Origin of the sequence: Variovorax ginsengisoli (genome assembly GCF_030486595.1) — a bacterium.
Lineage (GTDB): Bacteria > Pseudomonadota > Gammaproteobacteria > Burkholderiales > Burkholderiaceae_C > Variovorax > Variovorax ginsengisoli_B.
Window position 1 is genome coordinate 48,337 of sequence record NZ_JAUJZH010000030.1, and the last position, 26,290, is coordinate 74,626.

The 26,290-nt window shown below is 65.0% G+C and carries 23 protein-coding genes and 6 pseudogenes; 18 read left to right on the forward strand and 11 right to left on the reverse strand.

What is annotated here, in order from left to right; all coding sequences use genetic code 11:
- Positions 1–681: 681 nt before the first annotated feature.
- Positions 682–1,368 (reverse strand): YeiH family protein, encoded by a 687-nt coding sequence (locus QZH52_RS30750; RefSeq protein WP_366919339.1) that lies wholly within the window; start codon positions 1,366–1,368, stop codon positions 682–684.
- Between the two features lie 38 nt (positions 1,369–1,406).
- On the opposite strand from QZH52_RS30750, the pseudogene QZH52_RS38730 reads away from it, so the two are divergent.
- A pseudogene (locus tag QZH52_RS38730) lies at positions 1,407–1,760 on the forward strand (LysR substrate-binding domain-containing protein); the annotation flags it as partial.
- 29 nt (positions 1,761–1,789) lie between these two features.
- Positions 1,790–2,059, forward strand: a pseudogene (locus tag QZH52_RS30755) (LysR substrate-binding domain-containing protein); the annotation flags it as partial.
- Here QZH52_RS30755 and QZH52_RS30760 read toward each other — a convergent pair.
- Complete coding sequence (locus QZH52_RS30760) at positions 2,056–2,958, reverse strand: LysR family transcriptional regulator (RefSeq protein WP_301814810.1); 903 nt, start codon at positions 2,956–2,958, stop codon at positions 2,056–2,058. The pseudogene QZH52_RS30755 and the gene QZH52_RS30760 overlap by 4 nt on opposite strands.
- On the opposite strand from QZH52_RS30760, the gene QZH52_RS30765 reads away from it, so the two are divergent.
- The 8 genes from QZH52_RS30765 to metC are packed head-to-tail and all read left to right on the forward strand — an operon-like array spanning position 2,917 to position 10,067.
- On the forward strand, positions 2,917–4,455 hold the full coding sequence (locus QZH52_RS30765) for a rhodanese-like domain-containing protein (protein WP_301814811.1): 1,539 nt from the start codon (positions 2,917–2,919) through the stop codon (positions 4,453–4,455). The genes QZH52_RS30760 and QZH52_RS30765 overlap by 42 nt on opposite strands.
- A 12-nt stretch (positions 4,456–4,467) precedes the next feature.
- Entirely contained in the window at positions 4,468–5,088 is a 621-nt protein-coding gene (locus QZH52_RS30770) for a glutathione S-transferase family protein (RefSeq protein WP_301814812.1), read from the forward strand.
- Positions 5,089–5,133: 45 nt separating this feature from the next.
- On the forward strand, positions 5,134–5,763 hold the full coding sequence (locus tag QZH52_RS30775) for a cysteine dioxygenase family protein (RefSeq protein WP_301814813.1): 630 nt from the start codon (positions 5,134–5,136) through the stop codon (positions 5,761–5,763).
- A 33-nt stretch (positions 5,764–5,796) separates the two neighbouring features.
- On the forward strand, positions 5,797–6,633 hold the full coding sequence (locus tag QZH52_RS30780; RefSeq protein WP_301814814.1) for an ABC transporter substrate-binding protein: 837 nt from the start codon (positions 5,797–5,799) through the stop codon (positions 6,631–6,633).
- Between the two features lie 55 nt (positions 6,634–6,688).
- Entirely contained in the window at positions 6,689–7,417 is a 729-nt protein-coding gene (locus QZH52_RS30785; RefSeq protein WP_436411653.1) for an amino acid ABC transporter permease, read from the forward strand.
- Complete coding sequence (locus QZH52_RS30790; protein ID WP_301814816.1) at positions 7,378–8,121, forward strand: amino acid ABC transporter permease; 744 nt, start codon at positions 7,378–7,380, stop codon at positions 8,119–8,121. Before QZH52_RS30785 ends, QZH52_RS30790 begins: the two co-directional genes overlap by 40 nt.
- Positions 8,118–8,846: an amino acid ABC transporter ATP-binding protein gene (locus QZH52_RS30795; protein ID WP_301814817.1), complete on the forward strand. Its 729-nt coding sequence runs from the start codon at positions 8,118–8,120 to the stop codon at positions 8,844–8,846. Before QZH52_RS30790 ends, QZH52_RS30795 begins: the two co-directional genes overlap by 4 nt.
- 36 nt (positions 8,847–8,882) lie before the next feature.
- Positions 8,883–10,067 (forward strand): cystathionine beta-lyase, encoded by a 1,185-nt coding sequence (gene metC / locus QZH52_RS30800; RefSeq protein ID WP_301814819.1) that lies wholly within the window; start codon positions 8,883–8,885, stop codon positions 10,065–10,067.
- Between the two features lie 22 nt (positions 10,068–10,089).
- On the opposite strand, the pseudogene QZH52_RS30805 reads toward metC, so the two are convergent.
- The 4 genes and pseudogenes from QZH52_RS30805 to QZH52_RS30820 form a co-directional block, all read right to left on the reverse strand.
- Positions 10,090–10,284, reverse strand: a pseudogene (locus QZH52_RS30805) (hypothetical protein); the annotation flags it as partial.
- 12 nt (positions 10,285–10,296) lie between these two features.
- Positions 10,297–11,454: a formylglycine-generating enzyme family protein gene (locus QZH52_RS30810; RefSeq protein ID WP_301814820.1), complete on the reverse strand. Its 1,158-nt coding sequence runs from the start codon at positions 11,452–11,454 to the stop codon at positions 10,297–10,299.
- A 31-nt stretch (positions 11,455–11,485) separates the two neighbouring features.
- Positions 11,486–13,714, reverse strand: a complete 2,229-nt coding sequence (locus QZH52_RS30815; RefSeq protein WP_301814821.1) for a sulfatase-like hydrolase/transferase — start codon at positions 13,712–13,714, stop codon at positions 11,486–11,488.
- A 199-nt stretch (positions 13,715–13,913) separates the two neighbouring features.
- Positions 13,914–14,057 (reverse strand): hypothetical protein, encoded by a 144-nt coding sequence (locus QZH52_RS30820; protein ID WP_301814823.1) that lies wholly within the window; start codon positions 14,055–14,057, stop codon positions 13,914–13,916.
- A 215-nt stretch (positions 14,058–14,272) separates the two neighbouring features.
- Between QZH52_RS30820 and QZH52_RS38735 the strand changes: the two are divergent.
- The 6 genes and pseudogenes from QZH52_RS38735 to QZH52_RS30845 all read left to right on the forward strand — a co-directional run.
- Positions 14,273–14,860: pseudogene (locus QZH52_RS38735) on the forward strand (hypothetical protein); the annotation flags it as partial.
- A gap of 134 nt (positions 14,861–14,994) precedes the next feature.
- On the forward strand, positions 14,995–15,255 hold the full coding sequence (locus QZH52_RS30830; RefSeq protein ID WP_301814826.1) for a hypothetical protein: 261 nt from the start codon (positions 14,995–14,997) through the stop codon (positions 15,253–15,255).
- Between the two features lie 15 nt (positions 15,256–15,270).
- Positions 15,271–15,618 (forward strand): annotated as a pseudogene (locus QZH52_RS38740) (prolyl oligopeptidase family serine peptidase); the annotation flags it as partial.
- A gap of 640 nt (positions 15,619–16,258) precedes the next feature.
- Positions 16,259–17,434: a CaiB/BaiF CoA transferase family protein gene (locus QZH52_RS30835; protein WP_301814828.1), complete on the forward strand. Its 1,176-nt coding sequence runs from the start codon at positions 16,259–16,261 to the stop codon at positions 17,432–17,434.
- Between the two features lie 13 nt (positions 17,435–17,447).
- Positions 17,448–18,620, forward strand: a complete 1,173-nt coding sequence (locus QZH52_RS30840; protein WP_301814830.1) for a thiolase family protein — start codon at positions 17,448–17,450, stop codon at positions 18,618–18,620.
- 30 nt (positions 18,621–18,650) lie between these two features.
- On the forward strand, positions 18,651–19,853 hold the full coding sequence (locus tag QZH52_RS30845) for an iron-containing alcohol dehydrogenase (RefSeq protein ID WP_301814831.1): 1,203 nt from the start codon (positions 18,651–18,653) through the stop codon (positions 19,851–19,853).
- 132 nt (positions 19,854–19,985) lie between these two features.
- Here the strand turns inward: QZH52_RS30845 and QZH52_RS30850 are convergent, their stop codons facing one another.
- The 5 genes from QZH52_RS30850 to QZH52_RS30870 form a co-directional block, all read right to left on the reverse strand.
- Positions 19,986–20,123 (reverse strand): hypothetical protein, encoded by a 138-nt coding sequence (locus tag QZH52_RS30850; protein ID WP_301814832.1) that lies wholly within the window; start codon positions 20,121–20,123, stop codon positions 19,986–19,988.
- Between the two features lie 147 nt (positions 20,124–20,270).
- The gene (locus QZH52_RS30855) at positions 20,271–21,071 is read right to left on the reverse strand and encodes an enoyl-CoA hydratase/isomerase family protein (protein WP_301814833.1); all 801 of its coding nucleotides are present in this window, start codon (positions 21,069–21,071) and stop codon (positions 20,271–20,273) included.
- Positions 21,072–21,080: 9 nt separating this feature from the next.
- Positions 21,081–21,842 (reverse strand): SDR family NAD(P)-dependent oxidoreductase, encoded by a 762-nt coding sequence (locus QZH52_RS30860; protein WP_301814834.1) that lies wholly within the window; start codon positions 21,840–21,842, stop codon positions 21,081–21,083.
- Between the two features lie 102 nt (positions 21,843–21,944).
- Positions 21,945–23,057, reverse strand: a complete 1,113-nt coding sequence (locus QZH52_RS30865) for an NAD(P)-dependent oxidoreductase (protein WP_301814835.1) — start codon at positions 23,055–23,057, stop codon at positions 21,945–21,947.
- Complete coding sequence (locus tag QZH52_RS30870) at positions 23,054–24,064, reverse strand: tripartite tricarboxylate transporter substrate binding protein (protein WP_301814836.1); 1,011 nt, start codon at positions 24,062–24,064, stop codon at positions 23,054–23,056. Before QZH52_RS30870 ends, QZH52_RS30865 begins: the two co-directional genes overlap by 4 nt.
- 204 nt (positions 24,065–24,268) lie before the next feature.
- Here QZH52_RS30870 and QZH52_RS30875 point away from each other — a divergent pair, with 204 nt between their 5' ends.
- Together QZH52_RS30875 and QZH52_RS30880 are read left to right on the forward strand one after the other, a co-directional pair.
- Positions 24,269–25,339, forward strand: coding sequence for a 2-hydroxyacid dehydrogenase (locus tag QZH52_RS30875; RefSeq protein WP_301814838.1), 1,071 nt, complete (start codon positions 24,269–24,271; stop codon positions 25,337–25,339).
- An 87-nt stretch (positions 25,340–25,426) separates the two neighbouring features.
- Positions 25,427–26,272 (forward strand): annotated as a pseudogene (locus tag QZH52_RS30880) (IS481 family transposase); the annotation flags it as partial.
- Positions 26,273–26,290 lie beyond the last annotated feature (18 nt).

The window sequence follows — 26,290 nt, forward strand, 5'->3', positions numbered from 1 at the left end:
GCGGTGGATGGTTGCGCTGAAAGGGGGAGAGTGCGAACCGCCGGGCTTAGGAATGTGCTGGCGTCAGCTGACGACGCGCCTTCTTTGCGGCCGCATGCGCGTAGGTCGCTGCAAGATACAGCGAAGCCAAGGCAACGTGGGCGCAAATCAGGGTGGTGGTCATGCAGTCATTTTAGATAAAGGGCGGCTGCTCTGCAAACTTAGGGGACTATATCCTCACGAGGCCTGCCAGATTGTCGTCAGAGACGTTCGCTTCACTTCCAACCGTGTTTTAGCTGAAAAGCCGTTCCAGAATCGGTGGTCCGGCTAGGCCCGGTGCGATTTTTTCAATCCTTCTATCGCGACGACTACCCAAGTCTAAGAGTTCGAGATTTTCGGGTGGCGTTTGGCGGGCGTCAATTGTCTTGACGCGCATTGACTCGTCGGATTTTCTACTCGAGCTGACCTGTTGCCTCACGTAACTTGCTACCCGACTGATTGCCGGCTGGAGCATCACTACGTGACGAGGCGAATCAGCATGGCAACACGCAAGGAGTTGCGTTTCCTTCGTGTTGTTGCCTCTTTACGCAACACCCGGATGGCGTGTTTAGGTTTGCGGCGGTTCTCAATCCGTCGAGTACGGACGTCTGGGTGGCGTTCCCGAACGCAACCCGAACGGCAGCACCATCGTTGACCGAATGCTCAACGTTCGATGCTTCCCCGGCGCAGGCTAGCGGCGCCGGTGCGCAGCCCCATGGCAACCATCGCGGTGGCGAGCAGCAAGGTGTCAAGCTGCACCAGGCCGGCGACTAGGGCGGGCGGCAGCGCGACCAGCGAATGCAGGGCGCTGGCGGCGATGAAGAGCAGCGCGAACCACGGAACGCGTACCTGCTTGCAGCAGGCCTTGAAGCCGGTCGCCGCCCCGGCGGACGCGCCCGAGCCGAAGGACAGCCACAGCAGGAACGGCGCCAGCATCATCACGCGCAGCATCTTCTCGACCACCGCGGCGTCGGCGGCGGCGGGGCCGACCGCCTCTCCGACCGCCACCACCTGCGCCACTTCGTGGATGGTCGAGCCGGCGAACAGCCCGAAGGTATGCTCCGGCAGGCCCAGGTACGGATAGAGCAGGGGATACAGCAGCATCGACAGCGTGCCGAAAACAACCACCGTGGCGACCGCGATCGACACCTTGTGCTCCTCGCCGCGGACCACCGGTTGAGTGGCCATCACGGCCGCCGCGCCGCAGATGGCGCTGCCGGCGCCGATCAGCGCCGCGGTCTGCCGGTCGAGCCCGAGCCAGCGGGTGTCGACGTACAGCGCGGGGCCGAAGGTCGACGCCACCATCGCGGCGGCGATCAGCAGGCCGGGGCTTGCGCCTGACGGAGGCAGGCGCCTCGCTGCTCACCCATGCGCGGCGCATCTTCTCGATGGAGCGCGCCGCGAGCGACGACGTGCGCGCCCGCGTCGGCGTGCAGCGCGGCAGCCTCACCATCGGCGCCAGCACCACTGTGGCGAGCTGCTCGCTGCCTCCCTACATCGCCGCGTTCTGCGCTGCCTATCCCACGGTGGTGCCGCGCATGGCGGTCGCCAACACGCAGTGGGTCTGCGAGCAGCTGCTCGATTGCCGCATCGACCTCGCGCTGGTGGAAGGCCGCGTGGACGAGGAGCGCATCGAAGTCAGCGAATGGCAGGCCGATGCACTGGCCATCGTGGTCTCACCCGATGCTGACCGGTCACGCCGCGCGGTCGGCGCGGAGGCATTGGCACAGCAGAACTGGTCCTGCGCGAGGCCGGCTAGGGCACGCGCCAGGCGACCGAAGCCCTCTGCCAGGCCCATGGCATCGCGGCCAGGCACTGGATGGAGATGGCAAGCAACGAGGCCATCGCGCGGACCGTGGCCAGCGGGGTCGGCATCTCGATGCTGCCGCGCGTGGTGGTCGCCGACATCCTGGCGCCCGGCACGCTGCGCGAGCTGAAGCTGGCCGGTGCGGCGCTGTCGCGGCCGCTCTACCGGCTGCGCCTGAAGAGCCGCCCGCTGGCGCCCGCCGCGCGGAAAATGGTCGAAATGCTCGAGTCCTAGTCGCGGCGCCGTCCGCTCGTGGCTTCCTTGAGGCCGCGCAGCAGCGCGTCGATCAGCGGCTGCTTGGGATTGCCGGGGCTCTCCGCCAGGCCGATGTTGCGCCTCAACGGCGGCTTGCCGAGAGGCACCTTGCGCAGCCCATGGAGCTTGCTGAGCGGGGGATCGCTTTCCGGCACGATGGAGACGCCGAGGCCGCAGCGAACCATGAGCGCGATGGCCTCGCGCGAATCGACTTCCATGATCTGGTTCGGCACGATGCCGCGCGCGGCCAGATGAGCCGCGATGGTGTCGCCGACCCAGGAGTCCTTGCCGAAGCGGATGTAGGGATATTCGGCCAGCAGCGCTTCATCGCTGCGCCCCTTGGCCCCCGGCGGTGCGATGACCATCACCGGCTCGCGGGCGAAGAATGTCCATTTCGTGTCGCCGATGGCGCCTTGCGGCTCGCTGATGATCAGCGCATCGATCTCGCCGTGCTGCAGTTCCTTCAGCAGGCTCCACGCGCGTCCGTACCGCATGCGGCGGACCTGGATCCGGGGATGGGCGGCGCGCAGCGCGACCAGCGTCTTCGGAATCACGTTGGTCAGCACGGTCGGCGAGGCGCCGACCGTCAGTATGCCCGCGAGATCGGCGCCGTCCGGGACCGTCTCGTAGAACTGCCGGTAGGCGCCGAGCACGCCGCGCGCGCGTTCGCAGAGCGCGGCGCCGGCCGAATTCAGCTGCGCCGGCTTGCGCCGTCGATCCAGCAGCGGGGTGCCCAAGGCGGCCTCCAGGCTGGCGATGTGCGCGCTGACCGCCGGGACGCTGAGAAACAACCGCTCGGCTGCGGCGGTGATGCTGCCGCGGTCGGCGACGGCGCTTTGCTCGATGTCCGCGACGGCGGCGTGTTCTCGGCCGGCCACATCTTTGCCGCCGCCTCCATGCCGCTGAACCGGCTGGAATTTCTTGCCGACGCGATGGTGCCGCGACGCGACACGCGAGTGGTGCTGGTCGACGACGACAACGGCATGGCGGCCACCGCCGCCGGCCGGCTGGCGGCCTGGGGCTACGTGAACATCGGCCTCCTCGACGGCGGCCTGCAGGCCTGGAAAGCAGCCGGCTTCCAGACCTTCTCGGGGGTCTACGTGCCGAGCAAGGCGTTCGGGGAGTTCGTCGAACATGCCTGCGGGACGCCGCATGTCACCGCCGCGACGCTGAGCGACTGGCAGCGCGCCGGCAAGGATATGCTCATGCTGGACAGCCGCCCCTATGAAGAGTTCCATCGCTACAGCTTGCCGGGAGGCATCGCCTGCCCGGGGGCCGAATTGGTCCATCGCGTGTTCGGGCTGATCAGGAACGACGAGACGACCATCGTCGTCAATTGCGCCGGGCGGACTCGCGGCATTATCGGCGCGCAGGCGCTGATCAATGCCGGCATTCCCAATCCGGTGGTCGTGGTCGAGAACGGCACCTCGGGCTGGCACCTCAGCGGCGAAGCCATGGCCGAGGGCCGGACCGAAGTGGCACCGCCGCCGACGCCGGAGGCCCTGCAAAAGGCGATCGCGGCATCGCAGCGCATCGCCCGGCGCTTCGGCGTCAGCGAGATCGACGCCGAGCAGTTCGCCGCACTGCGCCGGCGCAGCGATCGCAACCTGTACCTGCTGGACGTCCGGACGCCCGAGGAATACAGGGCCGGCCATGTCGCAGGTTCGCGCAGTGCGCCGGGCGGGCAGCTGGTGCAGTCGACCGATCACTACGTGGGCGTGCGCAACGCCTGCCGGGTGCTGGTCGACGACAACGGGGTGCGCGCACGCGTGACCGCCTCGTGGCTGGCGCAGATGGGCTGGAAGGACGTCCATGTCCTGCGCGACGGGCTGCATGCCGCGGGTGCCGTGCTCAGCCGCGGACCGGAAGCGCAGAAGGTGCTGGGCGGCGAGCACCTGACGCAGGTCGACTGGATCTCGGTCTTCGAACTCAAGGGCCTGCTGGAGCAGGACGAGGCGGTGGTCGTCGACCTGGACACCAGCCTGGCCTATGCGGCCGGCCACATACCCGGTGCCTGGTTCGCCGTCCGGTCGCGCCTGCGGCAGAGCCTGGCCAAGCTGCCGGATCACCGCCTGCTGGTGCTGACCTCGCAGGACGGAGAGTTCGCGGCGATGGCCGCCGCCGACGCGCAGGCCGCATCCGGGGCCCCGGTGCGCGTTCTGCGCGGCGGCACCCAGGCCTGGCGCACGGCGGGGCTGCGCTGCTCGACCGGCTTCCAGAACATGGCCGACCGCAACGACGACATCTGGTACAGCCCCTACGACTTCGAGGATCGCCAGGCTTCGATGACGGCCTACCTGCAATGGGAGGTCGATCTGCTGGCGCAGATCCGCAACGAGAGCGGCGTCGACTTCGACTGTGCGACTGCGCGCTAGGGGCCTGCGGACATGAAGTTCTACTACGCGCCGGGTGCCTGTTCGATGGGCATCCACCTGCTGCTCGAGGAAGCCGGCTGTTCCTTCGAGGCGATCCGGTTGTCGTTCGCCAAGGAGGAGCAGCGCAGCGACGGTTTCCTGGCCGTCAACCCCAAGGGCAAGGTGCCTGTGCTCGACGCCGGCCAGGACGGCGTGATCACCGAGTTTCCGGCAATCGCCTTCTATGTTGCCTCGCTGGATCCGGCATCGCGGCTGCTGCCGGGCGACACGATGGCGCAGGTCCGTGCCCTCGAACTGATCGACCATGCGATCGCGACCGTGCACATGCGTGGCTTCACGCGCTTGTCCAGGCCCGAGGTCTTCAGTTCCGACGGCGATCCCGAGAAGGTCAGGGCGGCCGGCCGCACGATCGTGGGCGACGGCCTGGCATGGATGGATGCGCGCCTGGGCGATGCGCCCTATGCGCTGGGCGCCTTCTCTATCGCGGACGCCGCCCTGTTCATCCTGGAATGGTGGGCGCGCCGCAGCGGGCTGCCGTTGCCGGAGCGCCTCTCGGCGCATCTGGACCGGATGCTGGACCGCCCCGCGGTGCAGAGGATGCTGGCCACCGAAGGCCTGGCGGCGGCCGCTTGATGCGGGGCGCCACGACACACAGTTTGCAACCAAAGGAGATCTGCAATGAATGAGCTTTCGGTGCCGCAGCGCCGCGAATTGGCTGCCAGGGCGCTGATGCAGGCGGTGCGCCGGCATCTTGAGGTCGAGGGACCGACGCGCGCGGCCTTGTCGAAGATCGGAGACGAACTGGAGAAGCTGGCGACGCAGCATGCCGACTTGTTCTCGGCGGCGAGCTTTCCGCCGCCGGGTCCGCAGGACACGGGCGGCGGCGTACGCTACATCATCCATACCGACCCGGAGACCGACTTCTCGCTCTACCTGAATGCCCTCGACCCGGGCAAGAGCACGCCACCGCACAACCACATGACGTGGGCCGCCATCGTCGCGCTCGAAGGCGAGGAACTGAACCGGATCTATCGCCGGCTCGACGACCGGGCGGACGAAGCGCAGGCCCAGCTCGCGCTGGAACGCGAGTTCACGGTGCGCCGCGGGGCCGGGATCCAGTTCCTGCCCGAGGACATCCACAGCATCCACATCGAGGGCGTGGGCGGAACCCGCCACTTCCATCTGTACGGCAAGCCGCTGGAGGTCCTGGACAACCGGGTCGGCTTCAACCTGAAGACCGGCGAGGTGACGCGCTTCAACCTGAAGAACCTTCCCCCGGCAAAACGGGCCATCGACGCCATCGGCTGAATCGCCACGCCATTCTTACGGAGACATGAAACCATGAAGAAGAAAACGACCACGACCCCCTTGGCCGCCGCCGCATTGCTGGCACTCGCGGCCGGCTTCGCCGGTGCCGCGAGCGCCGACGAGGTGGACACCATCAAGGCGCGCGGCACACTGATCTGCGGCACGGGCAGCAACGTCGTGCCCTTTTCCTATATCGAGGATCAGCAGACCCGCAAGAACGTCGGCTACGACGTCGACATCTGCGAGGCCGTCGCCAAGTCGATCGGCGTGAAGCCGGAACTGAAATTCGTGACCACCGCCACCCGGATTCCCGAGGTGCAGCAGGGCCGCGTCGACCTTGCGCTGGCTTCGGTCACGATCACCCCCGAGCGCAAGGAACTGATCAGCTTCAGCTATCCCTACCTGGTGTCCGGCACCGCGATCATCACGCCGGCCGTCAACCCGATGAACGCCTTCTCCGACCTCGAGAACAAGCGCGTCTCGGTGACGGAGGGCGGCAGCACCGGCCCGGCCGTGAGCCGCAAGATTCCGGGCGCCAAGCCGATCGGTTTCCCGACGCCGGCGACGGGCTTCATGGCGCTGGAGCAAGGCAAGGTCCAGGCCATGGCCGGCGACGAGACCGTCTTGCTGGGCCTGATGCGCTCGACACCAGGCAAGTACGTGATGTTCAGCGACTACCTGGTGACCGAGAAGATGGGCATCGGCGTGCGCAAGGACGAGCCCAAGCTGCTGGCGATCGTCAACCAGACCTTGCTCGATATGGAGAAGTCGGGACAGGCACAGGAGAGCTACGACCGCTGGTTCGGCGCCAACTCGCCGCTCAAGCGCAAGCGCAACTTCACCTTCGGACCTTCCACCGAAGACAACTGACCTTTCTTGCGGCCGCTCGGCCCGCAACCTTCCTCCACCAGACAGGAATGCCCTCATGACTTTGAATGGGACAGTCGCGCTGTGGGCCCAGTACGGCGCGTCGCTGCTGGCCGGCCTCGCGATGACGCTGGAGCTGGCCGTGGTGGCCATCGTCGGCAGCCTGCTGCTCGGCACGCTGGTGTCGCTGGCCCGGCTGTCGAGCTTCGCGCCGCTGCGCAGCCTCGCCGCCGCGTACGTCGACTTCGTGCGCTGCGTGCCGCTGCTGGTGCATGCGATGTTCTGGTACTTCGGCGCCACCGAGCTGCTGCCGGACGCGGCCAAGGCGTGGCTCTACGACCGCGACGCCAGCATGATCGCGGGCTCGATCGCGCTGATCGTCTATTCGGCGGCGTTCGTCTCCGAGGACATCCGAAGCGGCATCCGCTCGATCTCGCGCGGCCAGGTCGAGGCGGCGCGCGCGCTCGGCTTCGGCTTCTTGCGGACCTTCGTCCTCGTGATTCTTCCGCAGGCGATCAGCGGCGGTGATCCCGCCGCTGATCGGCCAGACCATGACCATCACCAAGAACACCAGCATCACGCTGATGATCGGCGTGGTCGAACTAATCAGCGCGGCCCGGCGGGTGCAGGACACGACCTTCAGGATCGTCGAGCCGTATGCGTTCGCGACCCTGTCCTATCTGATCGTGTGCTCGCTGCTGACCATGCTCGCCATGCGCTACGAGCGCTGGTCGAAGGGAGGCGCCCGTGCTTGAGATCGTCCGCGAATACTGGCTGCAGATCCTGATCGGCAACTACCCGAGCGGACCGCTCGGCGGTGTCGCGCTCACGCTGCTGCTGGCCCTTGCCGGGCTGCTTCTGGCGCTGCCCGCCGGCGTGATCCTGGCGCTGGGCCTGACCTCGACCTGGCGGCCGGTGGCCGCCGCCTCGACCGCCCTGGTCTTCTACATGCGCAGCGTGCCGCTTCTCATGCACCTGCTGTGGATCCACTACCTCGTGCTGCCGCTGCTGCTCGGCCATGCATTGTCGGGATTCACTTCGGTGCTGGTGACCCTGGTGATCTTCAACGGCGCCTACCTGTCGCAGACGATTCGCGCCGGCATGGATGCATTGCCCAAGGGCCAGTACGAGGCGGCCCGCGCCATGGGCTTCGGCCACCTGGCGGCCTTGCGCCGCGTCGTCGGGCCACAGGCCCTGCGCAACGTGACGCCCAGCATCGTCGGCCAGCTGGTGATCCTGATCAAGGAAACGTCGCTCGGCTCGCTGATCGGCCTGGCCGAGACCACCCAGCAGTTCCTCGACCTGAATGACCGGCTCGGCAACCGGTCGCTGGAAGTCTTCGCCTTGCTGGCGCTGACCTTCTTTGCGCTGTGCTACCCGTTGACGCTTTTCGGCCGCTGGCTCGAGAAGCGCTATGCCACCCAACCCAAGGCCGCGTCCGCGGCCCCGATTCCGGCAATGCTGCCCGTGCTCGGAAGGAAGAAAGCATGATTCACTTCGCGAACGTCCACAAGAACTACGGCAGCCTGCGGGTGCTCAACAATATCAACCTGGTGTTGAATCGCGGCGAGGTCGTGGTGATCTGCGGGCCTTCGGGCTCCGGCAAGTCGACCCTGCTGCGCACGATCAACCGGCTCGAGAAGATCGACGGGGGCGTGATCACGGTCGACGGCGTGTCGCTGCCGACCCGGGAGCGGGACATCAACCGGTATCGGCAGGGCGTCGGCTTCGTGTTCCAGAGCTTCAACCTCTTCCCGCACCTGACCGCGCTCGACAACATCACGCTGGCGCTGCGCCATCTGCTCGGCCAGTCGGACGCGGAAGCCCGCGCCTGCGGCATCCGGCTGCTGGCCCGCGTGGGCCTGCAGGACAAGGCCCACGTCCGCCCCGACCATCTGTCGGGGGGCCAGCAGCAGCGCGTGGCGATCGCGCGCGCGCTGGCGATGAAGCCGCCGTTGATCCTCTTCGACGAGCCCACCAGCGCGCTCGATCCCGGGATGGTCGGCGAGGTGCTGGCCGTGATGCGCGAACTGGCCGGCGACGGCATGACGATGGTCTGCGTGACCCACGAGATGGGATTCGCGCGCGAGGTGGCGGACCGCGTCATCTTCATGGCCGACGGCGCGATCGGCGAGGACGCCCCGCCGGAGCAGTTCTTCACCCGCCCGAGCAATCCGCGTCTGCAGACCTTCCTTGCCGATGTGCGCCGTGCCTGAAGGCGCCGGCATTTCCCTCCATTGAAAAAAGGCCCCATGCCGCTTCATCTCGACACCCGCCTCGCCCATTGCGGCCGACCCGCCATGAACGGCGACAGCGGGCCGGTCAACGTGCCCGTGGTTCGAACCAGCACCGTGCGCTTCGACAGCATCGAAGCCATGCATGCCCAGGTCCGGAAGCGCGCCGGCGGCCTGCCCATCAGCACCTATGGCCGGCAGGGGACGCAAACCCATCGCGCGCTGGAGGAGGCGATGTGCGAACTGGAAGGCGGATCGCGGGCCTTCCTGACGCCGTCCGGGCTGGCGGCGATTTCGCTGACGCTGCTGGCGTTGACGGCGCCGGGCGACCACGTGCTGGCCATCGACAGCGTCTACCAGCCGGTTCGCAAGCTCGATGCCGGCCATCTGGCGCGCAACGGGGTGCGGGTCGACTACTTCGATCCCCTGACCGAGCGCATCGAAGACCGGCTGCGGCCCGAGACGCGCGTGGTCTACGTCGAGACGCCCGGCTCGCTGCTGTTCGAGATGTACGACCTGGTTCCGATCGTGGCCGCCTGCAGGGAGCGCGGCATCAGCGTGGTGGCGGACAACACCTGGGCCTCGGGCTACCTGTTCAATCCGTTGGCGCTCGGGGCCGACATCTCGCTGATCGCGGGGACCAAGTACGTGTCGGGCCATTCCGACCTGATGCTGGGCGTGATCGTCACGCGCGATGCGGCCCATGCCTCCCGGCTCGCCACGACCTACGAGGCGCTGGGCCTCGCCGTGAGCCCGGACGACGTCTATCTCGCGCTGCGCGGACTGCGCACGATGGCGGTGCGGATGCAGCAGCATGCGCACAACGCGCTGGCCGTGGCGCGCTGGCTGGCGCAGCATCCGGGCGTCGACCGGGTCTACTACCCGGCCCTGGAGAGCGATCCCGGCCATGCGCTGTGGCGGCGCGACTTCCGGGGTGCCAACGGCTTGCTGTCGGTCGGCTTTCGCGGACTCGCCGAAACCCAGCTGTTCGCGATCGCCGATGCATTGGCATTGTTCGACATCGGCGCCTCGTGGGGCGGCTACGAAAGCCTGGTGCTGCCGGCGACCGCCGACAAGCTGGCGGCGCATCGCGGCTGGCACGGCACGGCAGGCGTGCTGAGGCTGCATATCGGGCTCGAGAACACGGCCGACCTGATCGCCGACCTGGCCCAGGCGATCGCGGGCGCGCAGGCAGCGCGCTGACGCAGCCCGCGCGCCCGCCGCATCAAGGCGCCCAGTGGGTGCCGAACGGGTTCGACGCGCCGATCGCCGGGAAGTCCACGAAGGCCTGGCTGCAGTCGAGGACCAGCGTCGGATCCTTGGTGTGCGATGACGCGCCGCTGACCACGATGTCGTTCGCGGTCGACGCGACGATCGGCAGGTTCACGTCGCTGAGCGTCAGGCTGGCATCCGATGCGATCCCCTTGCTGAACTAATCGGTCATCGCACTGCCCCGGTTGCAGACGAAGCTAGCTTCAAGCCAACTCCACGAGTAGCAATCGAGCCCTCCGGTTGCCGGCCTTGCTGAATTGAACGGATCAGAGCCCCGTCGCGCGCTGGGCCGGTAGGACTGGCAGTAGTCCTCGTTGCAAAGGAACGATCCGCCTCGAATCACCTTCTTGGGGGCGTACGGCGGCACGCCCGGGTCAGCCGGATCGAATGAGTCGGCCGGCCCCAAGGGATTGGCCAGCGTGCCACCATTGGCCAGCTTGGCCTGTGACCGAAAAAAGTCGGCGCGGTACCAGTCGGCCACCCATTGCCACGCATTGCCCGTCATGTCGGACAGGCCGTAGCCGTTGCTGGGAAACGAGCCGGCGGGCGTCGTATCTGCCGCGCCACCCGTGCTGGGTTTGATGACGGGAAACGCTTGCTGATTGACGTCCCAGAAATTGGCCTGCGGCTTGCCATCCTTTTCGAGCTGGTCGCCCCAGGCGTATGTGGCCTGATTCAAGCCGCCGCGCGCGCCGTATTCCCACTGCGCCTCGGTGGGCAGCCGTTTGCCTGCCCACTTGGCATAGGCGACGGCGTCTTCGTGGCTGACCTGAACCACCGGATGGTCTCCCTTGTCACCGATGGTGCTTTGTGGGCCATGCGGGTGGCGCCAGTCGGCACCCGCGACATAGGCCCACCACTGCGAGTAATCGTCGAGCCGGACCTGGTTGGCTGTGCCGGTGAACACCATGGCGCCCGGAATCAGCAATGCATCGTCGGGACGCTGGACGCCCGGCGGGAGTTGCACGCGCAGCGTTTCCCATTGCGGCTTCTTCTCGGCCGTCGTGACGTAGCCCGTGGCCGCCACGAACTTGGCAAACTGGTCGTTGGTAACGTGGGTTACGTCCATCCAGAAGCCGGGCACACTGACCCAGTGCGTGGGTCGCTCGTTGGCTTGCGCCAGCTTGTGATCGCTGCCCATCAGAAACTTTCCGGCAGGCACCCACGCCATTCCGATCGGTGCATTGATGCCGTCGCTCAGGATCACGCGGTGCGCTTTCGCTGCCCCGAACTTCTTCACATAGAAGTACGCACCGCCGCCAGCAACTGCCACGCCGGCCGCCGCGGTGATGAGCGAGCGACGCTTGATCAAGGACATTTCCGGCGGTCCTGCAACTCGAATCGACACGTCAAAAGGTGGCGCTCGACGGCTTGCACTTGCCGGTGTTCTGCTGGATCAATGCCAGGTCGGTGAAGTCCGTTTTGCCGTCGAAGTTGAAGTCGAACATGCTCGACAGACCCCACCCCCGGTTGATCCGAGTCCAAAGGCCGACGTCGGCGCCGTTCACCTCGCCGTCGATGTTGCCGTCACCGATGCAGGCAGGTTGCGATGCCAGGATGGTGTCCAACTGGGACGTGAGGCTGTTGTAGGCATTCAGCATCGGGATGGACCAAGTCGCTTTGGCTGGCAACAGGTCCAGGTCAGCCTTGTCGATCTTCGGAGTGGGAGCGCTTTGGTCCACCGCGTAGAACTCGTTTGCTGTCACCGGGCCTCCGGTGTCCGTGGTGGGATCATAGGTCTGGACCGTGTTGCGAACCAGCTTGTAGTTGTCGTTGCGCACGGCCATCGTGATCTCCGCCGCGATCGGCGTCAAAGCCACGTTGGCCTTGTGCTCGGCTTGGTTCACTTCCCAGCAACTGCGGTAACCCACGTCGTTCGGGTGGCCGGTGGAGATGACGGATGCATCGGTGTAGCCCGGTCCCCACCAGACGCCTGCGTTGTCTTCACACGGCCCCTTGTCGAACACGCTTTGCGTGCAGATCGACGCCACCGTCTTGCCGCCGATCACGGTCTTGACGATGCAGGCGCCATTGCGCTGGCCATTGGCCTGGACGTTGTAGCCGCCCTGGGTGAAGTTCACGGAGCGAATACTTGCCTGGTCAGGGCGCGTCAGGTAGGGCATCAGCGGCGCGGCGTCGATGGTGCGGGGAACGGACGCCACGACGTCCAAGCCCGCAATCTCGCCGAACAGGCGGAAGACGTCGACCGTGTTGGTCATGTGTTCGACGTCGCGGTTGGGGCTGGCGACGACGTTGCCGGCGACGATCAAGGGCACCCACACACCAGTCTGGTAGGCGGTGGACTTGGCCCGACCGATGTCAAAGGGCTCCTTCACGGCGTTGGCGAACGAGCCGTTGTCGCCCACGATCACGATCACAGTGCTCTGGGCCTTGGGGTCGTAGGCCAGCGTTCCATCGGCGTTGCGAGTGGCGAGGCCGGTCTCCACCAGCAGTCGGCCGAACTCCGAATCCACCGCCTCCGTCATCTTGTTCGAGATCACGCGATGCGGCTCGAACACGTCACATTTCAAGCCGTCGCCGGGCGTGCCTTGCACCAAGCCGCCAGGGGCTTGCTGGTAGGGCGTGTGCGCCGCGCTGTAACTCACCGTGGCCATCCAGGGCTGCTTGCCGGAGCGGCTCTTGATCCAGTCAATGGCGCCTTGCGTCTCGATGGTGGTGCGATAGCCGCGGTTGCGCGGGTCGGAATTGGGTGGCGTCTGCACGCTGTTCGCATCGGCGATGACCAGCGGCGACACATAGTAGGCATTGGCTTTCGTGAAGTTGAGTCCAGCCGGCACGACGCTCTGGCAAGCGCTTGACGGCTTCAAGATGCCGCCTTCATTCATGCACTGCTTTCCTGGTGCGTCACCTCGCGCAGACAAGCCCGTGAGCGTGCTGCAGGAGTTGTCCGCGTGGTAGCAGGCACCCGTGTCGGCGCCGCCAGCAGCCGCGCCGGGGACGAAGCCGCAGGAATAGGTACCTTCTGGCGCGACGCCGCCGGCCGTGGTGTCGATCGACGCCGGGCCGCCGCGGATCCAGCCATAGAAGTAGTCCCAGCCCAGTTGGATCGGCGTGTTGTTGCCATCCTCGTTGTTGTCGGGTCCGGCCAGATGGAACTTGCCGAACATGGCGCTTTCGTAGTTGGCCTGCTTGAGCAACTTGGGCGTGGTCATCTCGCTGTTCGAGATCTGCGAATTGGCCAGGTCGTAAGGTCCGAGCGCCGCATAGTTGTTGGTGCGAAGCGGGAATCGGCCCGCGAACATCGCAGCTCGTCCAGGCGAACATTCAGGCATGGACCAGGTATTGCGGAACCGCACTCCGGCGCTGGCCACCGCAGTCATATTCGGCATGGCCGGTGGCGTGATTCCGCCGTATCCGAACGACTTCATCTGGTCGACCCCTACGTCGTCCATGATCACGAACAGGATGTTTGGTTTGGCCGATGCATTCGCGCCGGTGCCAGCGAATGGGGTGGATGCGCCTGAGCTACCGGAGCCGCCACAACTCGACATCGATGCCAGCAGCATGCCGCACAATGGTATGGCTATCGCGCCGCGCAGCTGGGTATTGGCTATCAAGGTGAATACTTTCTATTGCATGGCCAAATTGGTAGCACGTGGCGCTTCGCCGCTCAATGGCTCGCGACAAAGAGAGGGTTGAGTCCCATTCTGTGGTGTGGGTCCACAACCCGCATGAGGCTGACACCTGTGGTAGCACTGGGGACAGCCGAGTAGGCGCCGTATCGCCCCACAGATTGCAAGGCCTCCCTCGGTCGCGTTACGCAGCGCCGAGTTCCATCGCCGCGTTCTCGCGCAGCGCTTCCTTGCTGGCCACGGCCTCGTCGAACGCCTTGCGCAGGCGCCGCACCTCGGCTTCTGCATCGCTGAGCAGGCGAGCGAATTCCTGCTGCTGCGTGTGCATCTGCGCCTCCATGGCCGTGGCAGCTTGGCGCGAGGACGCCAGGGCCTCATCGTCGCCACCCGGGCCTGCTCGAAGGATGCCTCGCGCTGGGTGAGCTCCGACTCCTTCCGGGCGAGCGCCTCGCGCTGCAGCTCGAGCTCGCGACGGGCCGCTTCGGTCTTCTGGACATGCACCTGGTCGGGTTCGCGGCGGGCGGCCGCTCGACATCGACAGCGATGCCACGCTCGGAGATCGGGTCGAGTGGGCGAGGTTCACGGGCATCTCCTGGGTCAGCGACGGCAGCGGTTTCTTCTACTCACTTTCCCGAGCCTGGAACAGAAGCGACTGCGGATGCACGCTTCACGGGGCATGCGGTGTACTTGCATGCGCTGGGTACGTCGCAACGCGAGGACCGGCTTGTCCATTCGACCCCCGATCAGCCGTATCTGGTGCACGTGGCCGGCGTGACCGAGGACGGACGTTATGCAACCGTGTATTCGTCTCCGGGTTCCGGAGGCAGCGCGCCGACCGTCATCGACTTGCAAAGTCCTGGGTGGCCAGCGCGCGCGCTCGTTCCGGGTGTCGACGATTTTTGGTCCATTGTCGGAAACATCGGCACCCGGTTCGTCCTCATTACGCAGCAGAACGCCGAGCGCGGCAAGATCGTGTCGATCGACTTCGGCAGCGCCGAATACACCTTCACGGATCTGATCCGAGAGAAGGAAGCAGTCCTCAACGACGCGACGCTGCTCGGAGGTCGGCTCATCGTCTCGTATCTCGTCGATGCGAAGACGCAGGTCGAGTACTACCGCCTCGACGCCACGGCCGATGGCGTGGTCGCGCTCCACGGCATCGGCAGCGCCGGAGGATTTCGCGGCCGGCCTCCGACAACGAAGCCTTCTTCGATCTCACGAGCTACGGCGCGCCGATCTACCGACTCGACCTCGGCTCTGGCGGCATGGCGATCTGGGCCCAACCGCGCACCGCCATCGACCTCGATCGTAGCGCGGTCGAGCGATGCTTCTACGCGTCGAAGGACGGCACCCAGGTGCCCATGTTCATCGTGCGCCGCAAGGACGTCACCGCACCTGCTGCAACCCTGCTGACCGCCTATGGAGACTTCGGCATCAGTTACGTGCTGGTATATTCTCCGGCGCAGTTGGCCTGGGTGGAGCAGGGCCGTGCGTTCGCAGTGGCCAACATCCGTGGCGGGGGCTAGTAGGGCGAGCAGTGGCACGATGCAGGACGCCTTTTCAACAAGCAGGACAGCATTGATGACTTCATCGCTGCCGGCGAGTACCTGAAAGCCGCGGGCATCACATCCGCCGGCGGTCTTGCGATCCAGGGCGAATTCAATGGTGGCCTTCTTGTCGCCGCGGTCGTCAACCAGCGACCTCAACCTCTTCGCCACCGCGCTGCCTGTGTCGGCGTCATGGACATGTTGCGCTTCGAACGGTTCACCGGCGGCACGTTGTGGGTCAGCGAGTTCGGCGATGTCGCGACGGAGGCCAGCAGCTTATCAATGAGTTGGTTGAGCGCGGACTCCACGAACGCACTTGAGATGCGTCGGCCCGCTTGGTAGCGCCTTCTATAGTTGGACAGCGAATCCGAGTCGTTGCGCAGATAGCCGAGCAGTCGACAGTGAGGTTTCGAATCCGACGGGCAGCCGGCTTGAGGCACAACGTCGACTTGCCCAAGACGTGCAGCATCGAAGCCACCGCCGGATGCGGTCGCACTCGCGGTGATGCTATGCGGACGGACGCAGATACGTCGCGTAGTAGCGCGTCAAACCCTCGAGGTCGGGCTTCGATGCCGCACAGGCCGCGGACAACCGGCCGCCGGTGCGGGCTTCCCCCCCGAGCGATGTCACCGAACTGCGCCACCAAAGGTGCCGTGGCTTGACGAATTCTCGGTTCGTCCAAGAATTGCGTTCATCGTGCGCAACCACGAACAAGTTCTCTCCAAGCGCGTCCATGGGGCCGAGGAACATCGTGGTATCAGCCTCGGCCGTGGATTCGCAGTAGCGAGGGTCCGCTTCTGATTGGACGATATGCCGTACTGACGGCTTGTCAGAAACGCGGCTGCCGCTGTGTTGAGATGGAACCGACTACCTGCCCGCAACGCTGGATTGACTTGAAGACAACCCGGCGGGAAAAAATGTCGCTTGCTGATAGCGCGGAACATGCTCAGGATCGCTTAACTCTAACCATCCACGAGCGCTGATGATCTCAAATCTACAGACTGAATCTTCCGGCTCACTGGCCGGCTTGCGAATTGTTGACTTCACTCAAGTCGCCGCCGGGCCTACCTGCACCATGATGCTGGCAGACCGCGGTGCGGACGTTATCAAGATCGAAGGGCCGAACGGCGACTTGGGTCGCATGCTGGGCCCGCCGTGGGTTGGCGGCCACGGAACGGTGTTTCTCTCGCTGAACCGCAACAAACGCAGCGTGATGCTCGATTTAAAGCAGCCAGAACACTTGGCGCAGGCGCGCCAGTTGATCGAGACTGCTGACCTCGTCGTCGAGAGTTTCCGGCCGGGTGTGATGGAGCGGCTCGGGCTAGGCTACACCGAACTGTCGAAAAGGCAGGCCGGCCTCATCTACTGCAGCGTCTCAGCCTACGGGCAAAAGAGTCCCTTCAGGCTCAAGCCCGGCGTCGACGGCATCATCCAGGGGGCCTCGGGGTTGATGAGTGTCACCGGTGCCGCAGACGGCAGACCCGCCAAGATACAAGCGCCTATCGTCGACATGGTGACGGGCATGCTAGCGACGATCTCGGTGCTCGATGCCTTGAAGGTGCGGACGATGACTGGCCGAGGTGCTTGGCTCGACATCAGCATGTACGAGGCGGCCATCCAACTGCAGCAGACGGGCCTGGCTGGCTTTTTGGCCAACGGAGAAACGCCCGTGCCCTGCGGCAGCGCCGCGCCCTATGCGGCGCCCAACGAGGCCTATCCGACGCAGGACGGCTGGCTGATGGTCGCGGCTTACCAGCCGAAGCGCTGGCAGGCCTTCTGCGGGCTGCTCGGCCTGGAAGCGCTCGCGGACGACGCACGGTTCGCGAGTTCGGACCTGCGGGTTCACCATCGCCCGGAGCTCTTTGAGTTCGTTGCGGGAAAGACCCGACAATGGCGCACGGAAGACTTGCTCGCGGCCTTCGAGCGCGAAGACATTATCTGTGGGCCGGTAGCACGCTACGACGAGGTGGTAGCGTCGCTGCCGTTCAAGTACGCGGCGCTCACGTCGACTTTCTCCCATCCGGAAGCGGGCGAGATTAAAGTGATCAAGCCGCTGTCGAACGGGCTAGACGGCGCCTATCGTGCCGGGCCTATGCGGCCTGCGCCGCTGCTCGGCGAACACACGCTCGAGATCCTCGCTCCACTTCTGGTTCCCTGAGAGGACGCAAGCCATGCCAAAAGCAGTGATCGCCGGCGTCGGTATGACGCCGTTTGGAAAATTTCTCGAGCGCAACCTCAAGTCCCTGTCCGAAGAGGCTGTGACGAAGGCATTGGATGACGCCCGCGTCGAGACCCAGGATATCCAATGCGTCTACTTCGGCAATGCCGCGGCGGGGGTGGTGACCGGCCAGGAAATGATCCGGGCGCAGTCTTCCCTGCGCAATACTGGCCTGGCGGGCAAGCCAATGTTCAACATCGAAAATGCCTGCGCTTCGGGCAGCTCGGCCTTTCATCTGGCGCGCACGGCCGTGCAAGCCGGACAGTACGACTGCGTACTCGTGGTCGGCACCGAAAAGCTCTCGCACGAAGACAAGCGGATTTCCTTCGGCGCATTCGCGCGCGGCGTTGATCTCGACGAGCCGCTGCCGCCAGGTGTCGGCAGCGGCAGCGGTTCGGTTTTCATGGACATCTATGCCGCCAAGGCACGCAAGTGGTTGGCCAGCCGCGGCGCCGACACCAGCGACTTCGCGCGCGTCTGCGTCAAGAGCCGGCTGGCCGGTTCGCTCAACGCAGACGCCCAGTTCCGCAAGCCGACGACCGTCGAGGAGGTACTGAACAGCCGTATGGTGAGTGAGCCCCTCACGCTGTTCATGTGCTCGTCGATCGGCGACGGGGCGGCGGCGATCGTTGTGTGTTCCGAATCGTTCGCGCGCCAGCGCGGCGTCGCGCCGGTCTTCATCGACGCCTGTTCCATCGTCTCCGCGCCCGGGGTGCAAGATGCCGAACTGGTGGCTGTCACCGCCTCCGACAAGGCATACGAAGAGGCGGGCATCGGCCCGCGCGAGCTGCACGTGGTTGAACTGCACGACGCCTCCGCGCCGGCCGAGTTGATGCATTACGAGAACCTGGGCCTGTGCGACGACGGAGATGCCGCCAGGCTGATCCGTTCGGGCGACACCGGCCTGGGCGGGCGCATCTCGGTCAACCCAAGCGGTGGCCTGCTGAGCCGCGGCCACCCGGTAGGCGCCACAGGTGCCGCGCAACTGGTCGAGCTGACGCGCCAACTGCGCGGCCAGGCCGGCGAACGCCAGCGCCCTGGCGCCAAGGTCGCTCTGGCCGAAAACAATGGCGGCCAGTTGGCAGGCGATTCCGCCGTGGCCGTCGTGACCATTCTATCGATCTAATTTCTCCTCAATCCTGCTAATAGCGAACCGATGACCACCCCTGACCTTCGTAGCTACCGCTACCGCTTCACCGGCCACGAACGCATCCTTCACAACGTCGAGGCCGCGCAAGTATTGCCTGCCATGATGGATCTGTTCGGCTACCGGCGCGCCTTCATCGTCGCGTCGCGGACCATCAACACCCAGACCTCCATCGTCCAGGACCTGCGCGCCCGGCTCGGCGACCGCTGCGTCGGCCTGACGGACGACGTAGGCGAACACTCGCCACTACCCAATATCATCAAGGCGGCGCAGGCGATCAAGAAAGCGCGCGCCGACGTCATCGTTTCGGTCGGCGGCGGATCGGTGATGGACATGTGCAAGGCAATCCAGCTGAGCATTTCGGAGCAGGCGTTCGACCGCGAAACCATGCTGCGGCTCCAGTTCGTGATCTCCGATGACGGCACGGAGATGCTCACGACTTCGACGGCACCGGCGGCAATCCGCCAGATCGCGATCCCGACCACGCTCGCTACTTCGGAGTGGACGCCGGTGAGCACGCCGATCGACACAGAGACCTCCCTCAAGGCCCGCTTCGTAGTGCCCGATGGTTCGCCCATTGCGATCATCTACGACCCGAAGATCCTTGCGCAGACGCCAACAGAGCTATTGATGTCGACCGGCATTCGCGGCCTGGACCACGCGATCAACACCGCCTGCTCGTCGTCGCCCCATCCTTTTGCGACGCATCTGGCGGAGAAGGCAGTTCAGCTCTTCGTCGAGAACCTGCCGTTGCTCAAGGATCCGGCGAACACACAGGCTTTCACCAACTGCCAGCTCGCAGCCTGGTACACGGGCATGGGCCAGATGTCAGTGCCGCACGGCTTCAGCCACTGGATGGTACACATCATCGGCCCCTACGGCAGCATCCCGCACAGCGATGCGGCCTGCCCCCTGATGTACGCGCAGGCCAAGTGGCTCAAGGGCTGGGCGGCCGACCAGCACGCTCGCATGCTGCGGCTGCTCCAGCAACCAACGCGCGATTTCCACGAGGTGCTGGGCGACCTGCTCGAGCGACTGGAGATGCCGCTCTACCTCGAAGACCTCGGACTGACACGCGCCAGGGTCGACGAGATGATCGTGCCCGCGCTGCAGCACCCGATGGTGACGCGCAATAACATCCGTCCAATCCGCAACGAACTGGAATTGCGGGCGGTGCTCGAACTTGCCTGGCGAACGCCTGCGGCGGATTGAGCCGTCGCGTCAGCCTTCAGGCCATCGGCGGGGAGCCGGTGCGCCTGAAGGTGCCTTGTGTCGTGGCGATTCGCGTGCCGTGTTCATCGATCAGTTCACCTGGTGCAAAGTACACGCCACGACCACTGTGTGTCACGGTGCGATAGCCGTGACAAGGCCGGTGATGGCGCGTGCGAGATAGCTAATGGTCAGCATCAGCGTGAGGCCGCTGCCAGGATCGCCACCAAGTTCGGTGATCAGGCCGGCATACCCGCACGCGGCGTCCAGCATGGCGGCCGCCACGCCGCCACGCCGCCCTGCAGACTGCCGCTTCGGTTGAGATGCACGGACTGAATGAGAAGCTCCAATTCGCAATGGCTTGCCTCCCATCGTCCCGGGCGAACTCCCAGCGATTCAAGCAAGGGATTGTCAAGCAGCTCAGCGGCCACGGTAGACCGCCTGACGCTTCTCCACGAAGGCCTTGCGGCCTTCGGCACGGTCTTCGGTGTCGCGCAAAGTGCCCCAGACCATCTCCGTCATCGTCTGCGCCTCGACCTCGCCGAGGTGCCCGCACTGGCGCGCGAGCCGCTTTATTGCCTGTACCGCCAGCGGCGCATGCGAAGCCATCTTGTGTGCCAAGGAGAGTGCCCGCTCCATCAGATCGGGCGGCTCGCACACAGCGGTGACCAGGCCTTGCGCCAGTGCTGATGGCGCGTCGATGCGCGTGCCGGTGAGGCTCATTTCCATCGCATGCGCCAAGCTAACCGCCTTCATGAGCCGGTAGACGCCCGACACCGCGGGAATCGAGCCGACGCAGACTTCTGGCAGTGCGAAGGTCGCGTTGGTAGACGCGACGCGCGTGTCGCACTGCAGCGCCAGTTCCAGGCCGCCGCCGAGGCAATGGCCGTTCACTGCGGCGACCAGTGGTTTGTACAAGCCGAGGTCGTTGAAGTCCAGCAGCCGAGTGTAGAGTCCCATCGTGGCAGACTTCTCGGTCGACTTGAACAGTGCCTGCGGAAAGGTGGCATCGGAACTGGACGTGCTTTTCAGGTCCGCGCCGACGCAGAAGGCCTTGCCGGTGCCCGTGACGATGGCGGCGCGGATTTCTTCGTCGTCACGTACATTCATCAGATGCCGTCGTAAGGATTGAAGGGCGTCGACGTCGAGTGCATTCATGGCCTCGGGCCGATCGAGGGTGATGATAGCAACCGCACCATCACGCTGGAAATTGACTGGCATGCTGAGCTCCTAGACACTGACGGACGAAAGACTGCGCCCACCGCAAACATACAAAGTCTGGCCGGTGATGTATGACGCGGCCGGATCGAGAAAGAAGTCGACCGCGAGGCCGACGTCGTCGGGCGTGCCCATGCGGCGCACGGGAATTGACCTCTTCAGTTGCTCCTGCAGTTCCGGCTTGAAGGTGCGGAAAAGCGGGGTATCGATGAGGCCGGGTGCAATCGCATTGACGGTGACGCCCTTGGCGGCGAACTCGATTGCAAGGCTGCGCGTCAAGCTGACCACCGCGCCCTTGGCCGCGGAGTAGTTGGCCTGGCCGAAGCCGCCCAGCCATGCGCGCGACGAGATGTTGACGATGCGGCCGAAGCTGCGCTCGACCATGTCCGGCAGCACCGCCTTGCAGCACAGAAACTGCGAACGCAGGTTGGCGTCTAGGATGTAGTCCCACTCGGCCTCGGTCATCGAAAGGAACTTCTGGTTCCGCTCGGCGCCCGCGTTGTTGACCAGAAAGTCGACGGGGCCCGCAGCGTGCTTGATCGTCTCGAAGGCCTTTGTCACGGATTCCGACTTCGTCAGGTCCGCTGCGACGCTCACCACTTTCGCGCCGCTGCTTTCGAGCTGGCCTGCGGCTTGGGCGAGGCGTTCCTCATCGCGGTCGATGAGCGCCACTGCGAAGCCCTGGCTGGCGAGCCGGCTCACCAACCCCAGCCCGATACCTTGTGCGGCGCCAGTGACTACTGCGACGCCCCGACTGTCGAATCGACCTGACATAAATCAAACCTTTTTTACGGTGAAGATTGGAGCATCTTGAGGATGTCCGGCCACCGCCGCAAACGACTTTTCGGGGCGAGCGATTGAGCACAGGTCAAGTCGTCAGGCGATCACTTCCCTCATGGCCTGACGCCAGCCGCGCAGGCGGTCCATGGATGAGATGCGCGTGTTCCAGCGCGCGATGGCCGAGGGGTTCTTGCAGTACAGCGGGGGCAGTCCTATCACCACACGACGAATGTTCTCCAGCGCCGCACGACGCAGAGAATCGACAGTCTCCTTGGTGTAGCCCACAGCGTGCGGCGTGAGGATGACGTTGTCGAGCTGGCGCAGGGGGCTGTCCATGGGCAGCGGCTCATGGACATAGGTGTCAAGGGCGGCGCCCGCGATTCGGCAGTCCTGCAAGGTGCGGATCAATGCCGGCTCGTCCACCGCATCGCCGCGCGCGATGTTCACCAGATAGGCCGAGGGTTTCATGAGCCCCAGCGTGCGCTCGTTGACGAGTTGTCGGTTTTCCGGCGTCACGGCGATGCAAACGCAGACTAGGTCAGCGCGCGCCATGAGGTCGTCCAGGCCGGTCATTTCGACTCCGGGCGGCACCGTGCTGGCATCGGCGCGCGGGCTGAACGCGAGCACCTCAACGCCGAAGGGCGCAAGCATGTCGACGATGGATCGCCCGATGTTGCCGAGACCAAGGATGCCGATGGTCTTACCGCGCAGCGTGCGCGCATGCACCTTGTCGGGCGCGGGTCTGGGCTTGTTCTCCCGCAGATGTCGCTCCGTCGTCCGCAGGTTGAGAAAAAGGTTCAGCATGAACATCATCGCGGATTCGGCCATGCCGAGGTAGTTCTCGGGTGTGGCACCGTTGCCCACCAGGATACCCAGCTCGGTGGCGGATGCAAGATCCACCGTCTCGACGCCGATCGTCGGATTGATCACTGCCCGCAGGCGCGGCGCACAGGCCGTCAACATGGTCGCGTCGCAGACGGCGCGTGAACTGAACATGGCAATGTCGGACTGCTGCAGGGTGCTCATGAACGCCGGTGGCAACACGCCCGGAGTATCTCCGGCCCGGCTGGCCGGTCCGCGCAGGATCTCCACGCCATGCGCTTCGAGATCTTGCACGATGCCATCAAACATCGGTTCTAGCATGTGGTCATGCACGACGAAAACACGCGGCGCACGTTCGCTGTCATGGGATCTGCAGATGGTGTTCATTTGAGTCTTCCGGTCTGCACGTAGAAACTGCGCTCGGCCGACGCCATGCGGTCCAGCTCTGCGCTCACCCTCTGCGGTGTATCAATGTTCGGATTGGGGATGCCGCCCAGCTTTTCCAACTCGGCGTTGAGTTGCCGGTCCTTCATGACTTCGCTGAAGCAGGCGACCAGCCAGTTCTTGCGATCCACCGGCAGACCCTTAGGGGCCATGACATAGCGCCACATCAACCAGTTCACATCCTTCGCGCCAAGCACCGCATTGAAGGTCGGAACTTCGGGTAAGGCGGGGAGGGGCGTTTCGCTCGCCACGCCGATCGGCCTCAGTTTGTCCTCCAAGCCTTGCACCTCGCCGATGAAGCCGAAGGAGATGTCGATGTGGTTGCCCATCAGGGCTGCGAGGGAGGGCTTCCCGCTGTTGTACGGCACCTTCATGAGCTGGATCGACGCCTTCTGCTCGACCTGCTCCGCAAGCATCTCCAGCATGGTGGCCGACACGGTCGCCACCCTGACGCTGCTGGGCTCATTCTTTGCGGCCTGAATGATGTCGGCCAGCGACCGGTCCTTGAATCGACCTGTAGTGGACGCAAACCAGAGCACGGGCTCGAGATTGATGAAGGCCAAGTTGTCGGCATCGCGGTAGGACCACTTGCCTTCGGAGCGCAGCAGGCTGTCGTCGATGATGACGTTATTGGCCACGCCGATGAAGTAACCGTTCGCCGCTGCCTGTGTGAGGATCCAACGGTGAAACAGCAGCCCACCAGCGCCTGGACGGTTGTTGATGATCAGCGTCTCGCCGGTGTAGTCCTGGAACTTCTGCGCAACCAGCCGCGCCACGATGTCCATGCCGCCGCCGGCCGCATATCCCACGCTGAGTTCGATCGGATGGGTGGGGTAGTCGCCCGGCTTGAGGGCCTTCAGGCGCGCCTTGGCAGCGTCGCTTTGCGCCACGGCGTGGAGGGCGCACAGCGAGAGCAGTGCACCGATTAAAATGCGTCGGATCTGCCTCATGATGTTTCTCCGGTTTCCGTTTCGGTGGCGGAAGTCTCAGCAAGGCTGCAACAGCCGTGAAGATTGACACGAAATCAACTTCGCCGCTGGCTCACTGCCTTTTCTTCGCGGCTTGAGCCGCCGTCAACCGTCCCTGCCAAACTATCATTTGCGCTCTCGGACTCCAGTCGTCGATAGTCGCAGGTCAACGAAAGAGGACCGCTGATGACGCCGCAGATTTTTGTGTGCCGTGACCCAATGGCCAACGCGATCCTCGATCCGTTGTGCGACGAGCTGACTTCGTGGGGGCTGCGCGTGGTGCGCGGGCCGGACCCGGTGCCGGGCACCATCCTCGATTACGAGAGCGCACAGTACGCCGAGCTCTTCGGTGAGGCGGACATTGCCATGTTCAGCTCGCGCTCACGCTGCACGCGCGGGCTGCTGGAATCGGCGCCGAGGCTGCGCGCTGTCATCAACCCTACGATCGGCGTCGAGACGGTGAACCTGGCGGCCGCTTCGGAGCTGGGCATCATCGTCGGCAACGGCGCGACGCCAGAGAACTACATGTCGATGGCCGAGGCCGCAGTGATGCTGATGCTGAACCTGGTTTTCGACCTGCGCCGGACCGAGGAAGTCCTGCGCAAGAGCCAGCCCAAGCCACCGCCGGGCCAAATCCGCGCACGCATGCTGCGCGGCATGACGGTGGGCATCCTGGGGCTTGGCAACATCGGACGTACGGTCGCACAGCTCCTCGCGCCGTTCGGTGCGCGACTCATTGCGTGCAGTCCGGATGTCGATCCACAGTCTCTGCCCGCAGGGGTCGAACTGGTCGACTTTGCGACCCTGATGCAGCAGTCCGACATCGTGGGCGTGTTCGTGGCGATCACGCCGGAAAACCGACAGATGATCAACGGCGACGCGATCGAGCGCATGAAGCCGTCAGCCTTCATCGTCAACGTTGCGCGCGGCGACGCCATCGATGAGCCGGCACTTGTCGATGCGCTGCGACGACGGCGGATCGCGGGCGCGGCACTGGACACCTTCGCGATCGAACCACTTCCAGTGGACAGTCCTTTGCGGCAGCTGGACAACGTCATCCTCACACCGCACATGGTGGGTCAGACCCGGAACCTCTACGACGCCATCCCGAAGGCAGCGATCGAGAACATGCGCCGCGTGTTGAACGGGCAACTGCCGCTCTACTGCAAGAACGCGGAGATTGAGCTTAAATGGCGCGAGCGCCTGGCGCAACTGCCGGCGCTGGACCTTCCGGCCGCATGGCGCATTCCGGCCTAGTCTTGATGTCGCGATAGGTTGTTCACCCGGAAGAGTCTGGGAGACTGGAGTTACGACGCTTCAGCACATCCCAGAGGAAATAGCCAGGTGAACAGCCACAAGAATGCCAGATTGACCCTTGAAGGGCGCAAATTGCTCATTGAACGCATTGCCGCGATGGGGCTGATGCCGGCAGCCGAGGCTGCCGGCATCAGCGCGCGCACCGCCCGCAAGTGGCTCGAACGCTTCCAGGCGCAAGGCTTTGCGGGCCTGTGCGACCGCAGTTCGCGACCCGCGAGAACGCGCACGCGTCTGGACAACGCCCTGACCCAACGGATCGAGCAATTGCGCCGCTCGCGAATGCTCATGCGCCGGATCGTCGCCGTCGTCGGGCCCAGCGTGGCCACCATCTGCCGCTTACTTGGTCGCCTGGGCCTTTCCAGCCTGAAGGCGCGCGAACCCGCTGTGCCCGTGGTGCACTACGAGCGCGAGGCCCCTGGCGAACTGCTGCACATGGACACCAAGAAGCTCGGGCGTCTCGTGCGTCCCAGTCATCGCGTCACGGGGGTCGGCGCGATTCGGTGGAAGGCGCGGGCTGGGAGTTTGCCCATGTGGCCATTGATGACCATTCCAGGGCCAGCTTCGTGCAGATGCAAGACGACGAGCGCAAAGGCTCGGCCGTGGCCTTCCTGCAGGCCGCGGTGACGCACTACGCCGCCTTAGGCGTGACGATCAAGCGCCTGATCACCGACAACGGCTCGGCCTACCGCTCCAAGCTGGTCGCCAAGACCTGCCAGACGCTGGGCATCAAGCACATCTTTACCAGGCCTTGCCGACCACAAACAAACGGCAAGGCGGAGCGCTTCATCCAGACCGGACTGCGCGAATGGGCCTTATGGACGCGTTTGGGCCAACAGCCAGGAACGTACCGCCTGGCTGCCTGCCTTCCTCACCCGGCGGGAACAATTGCAA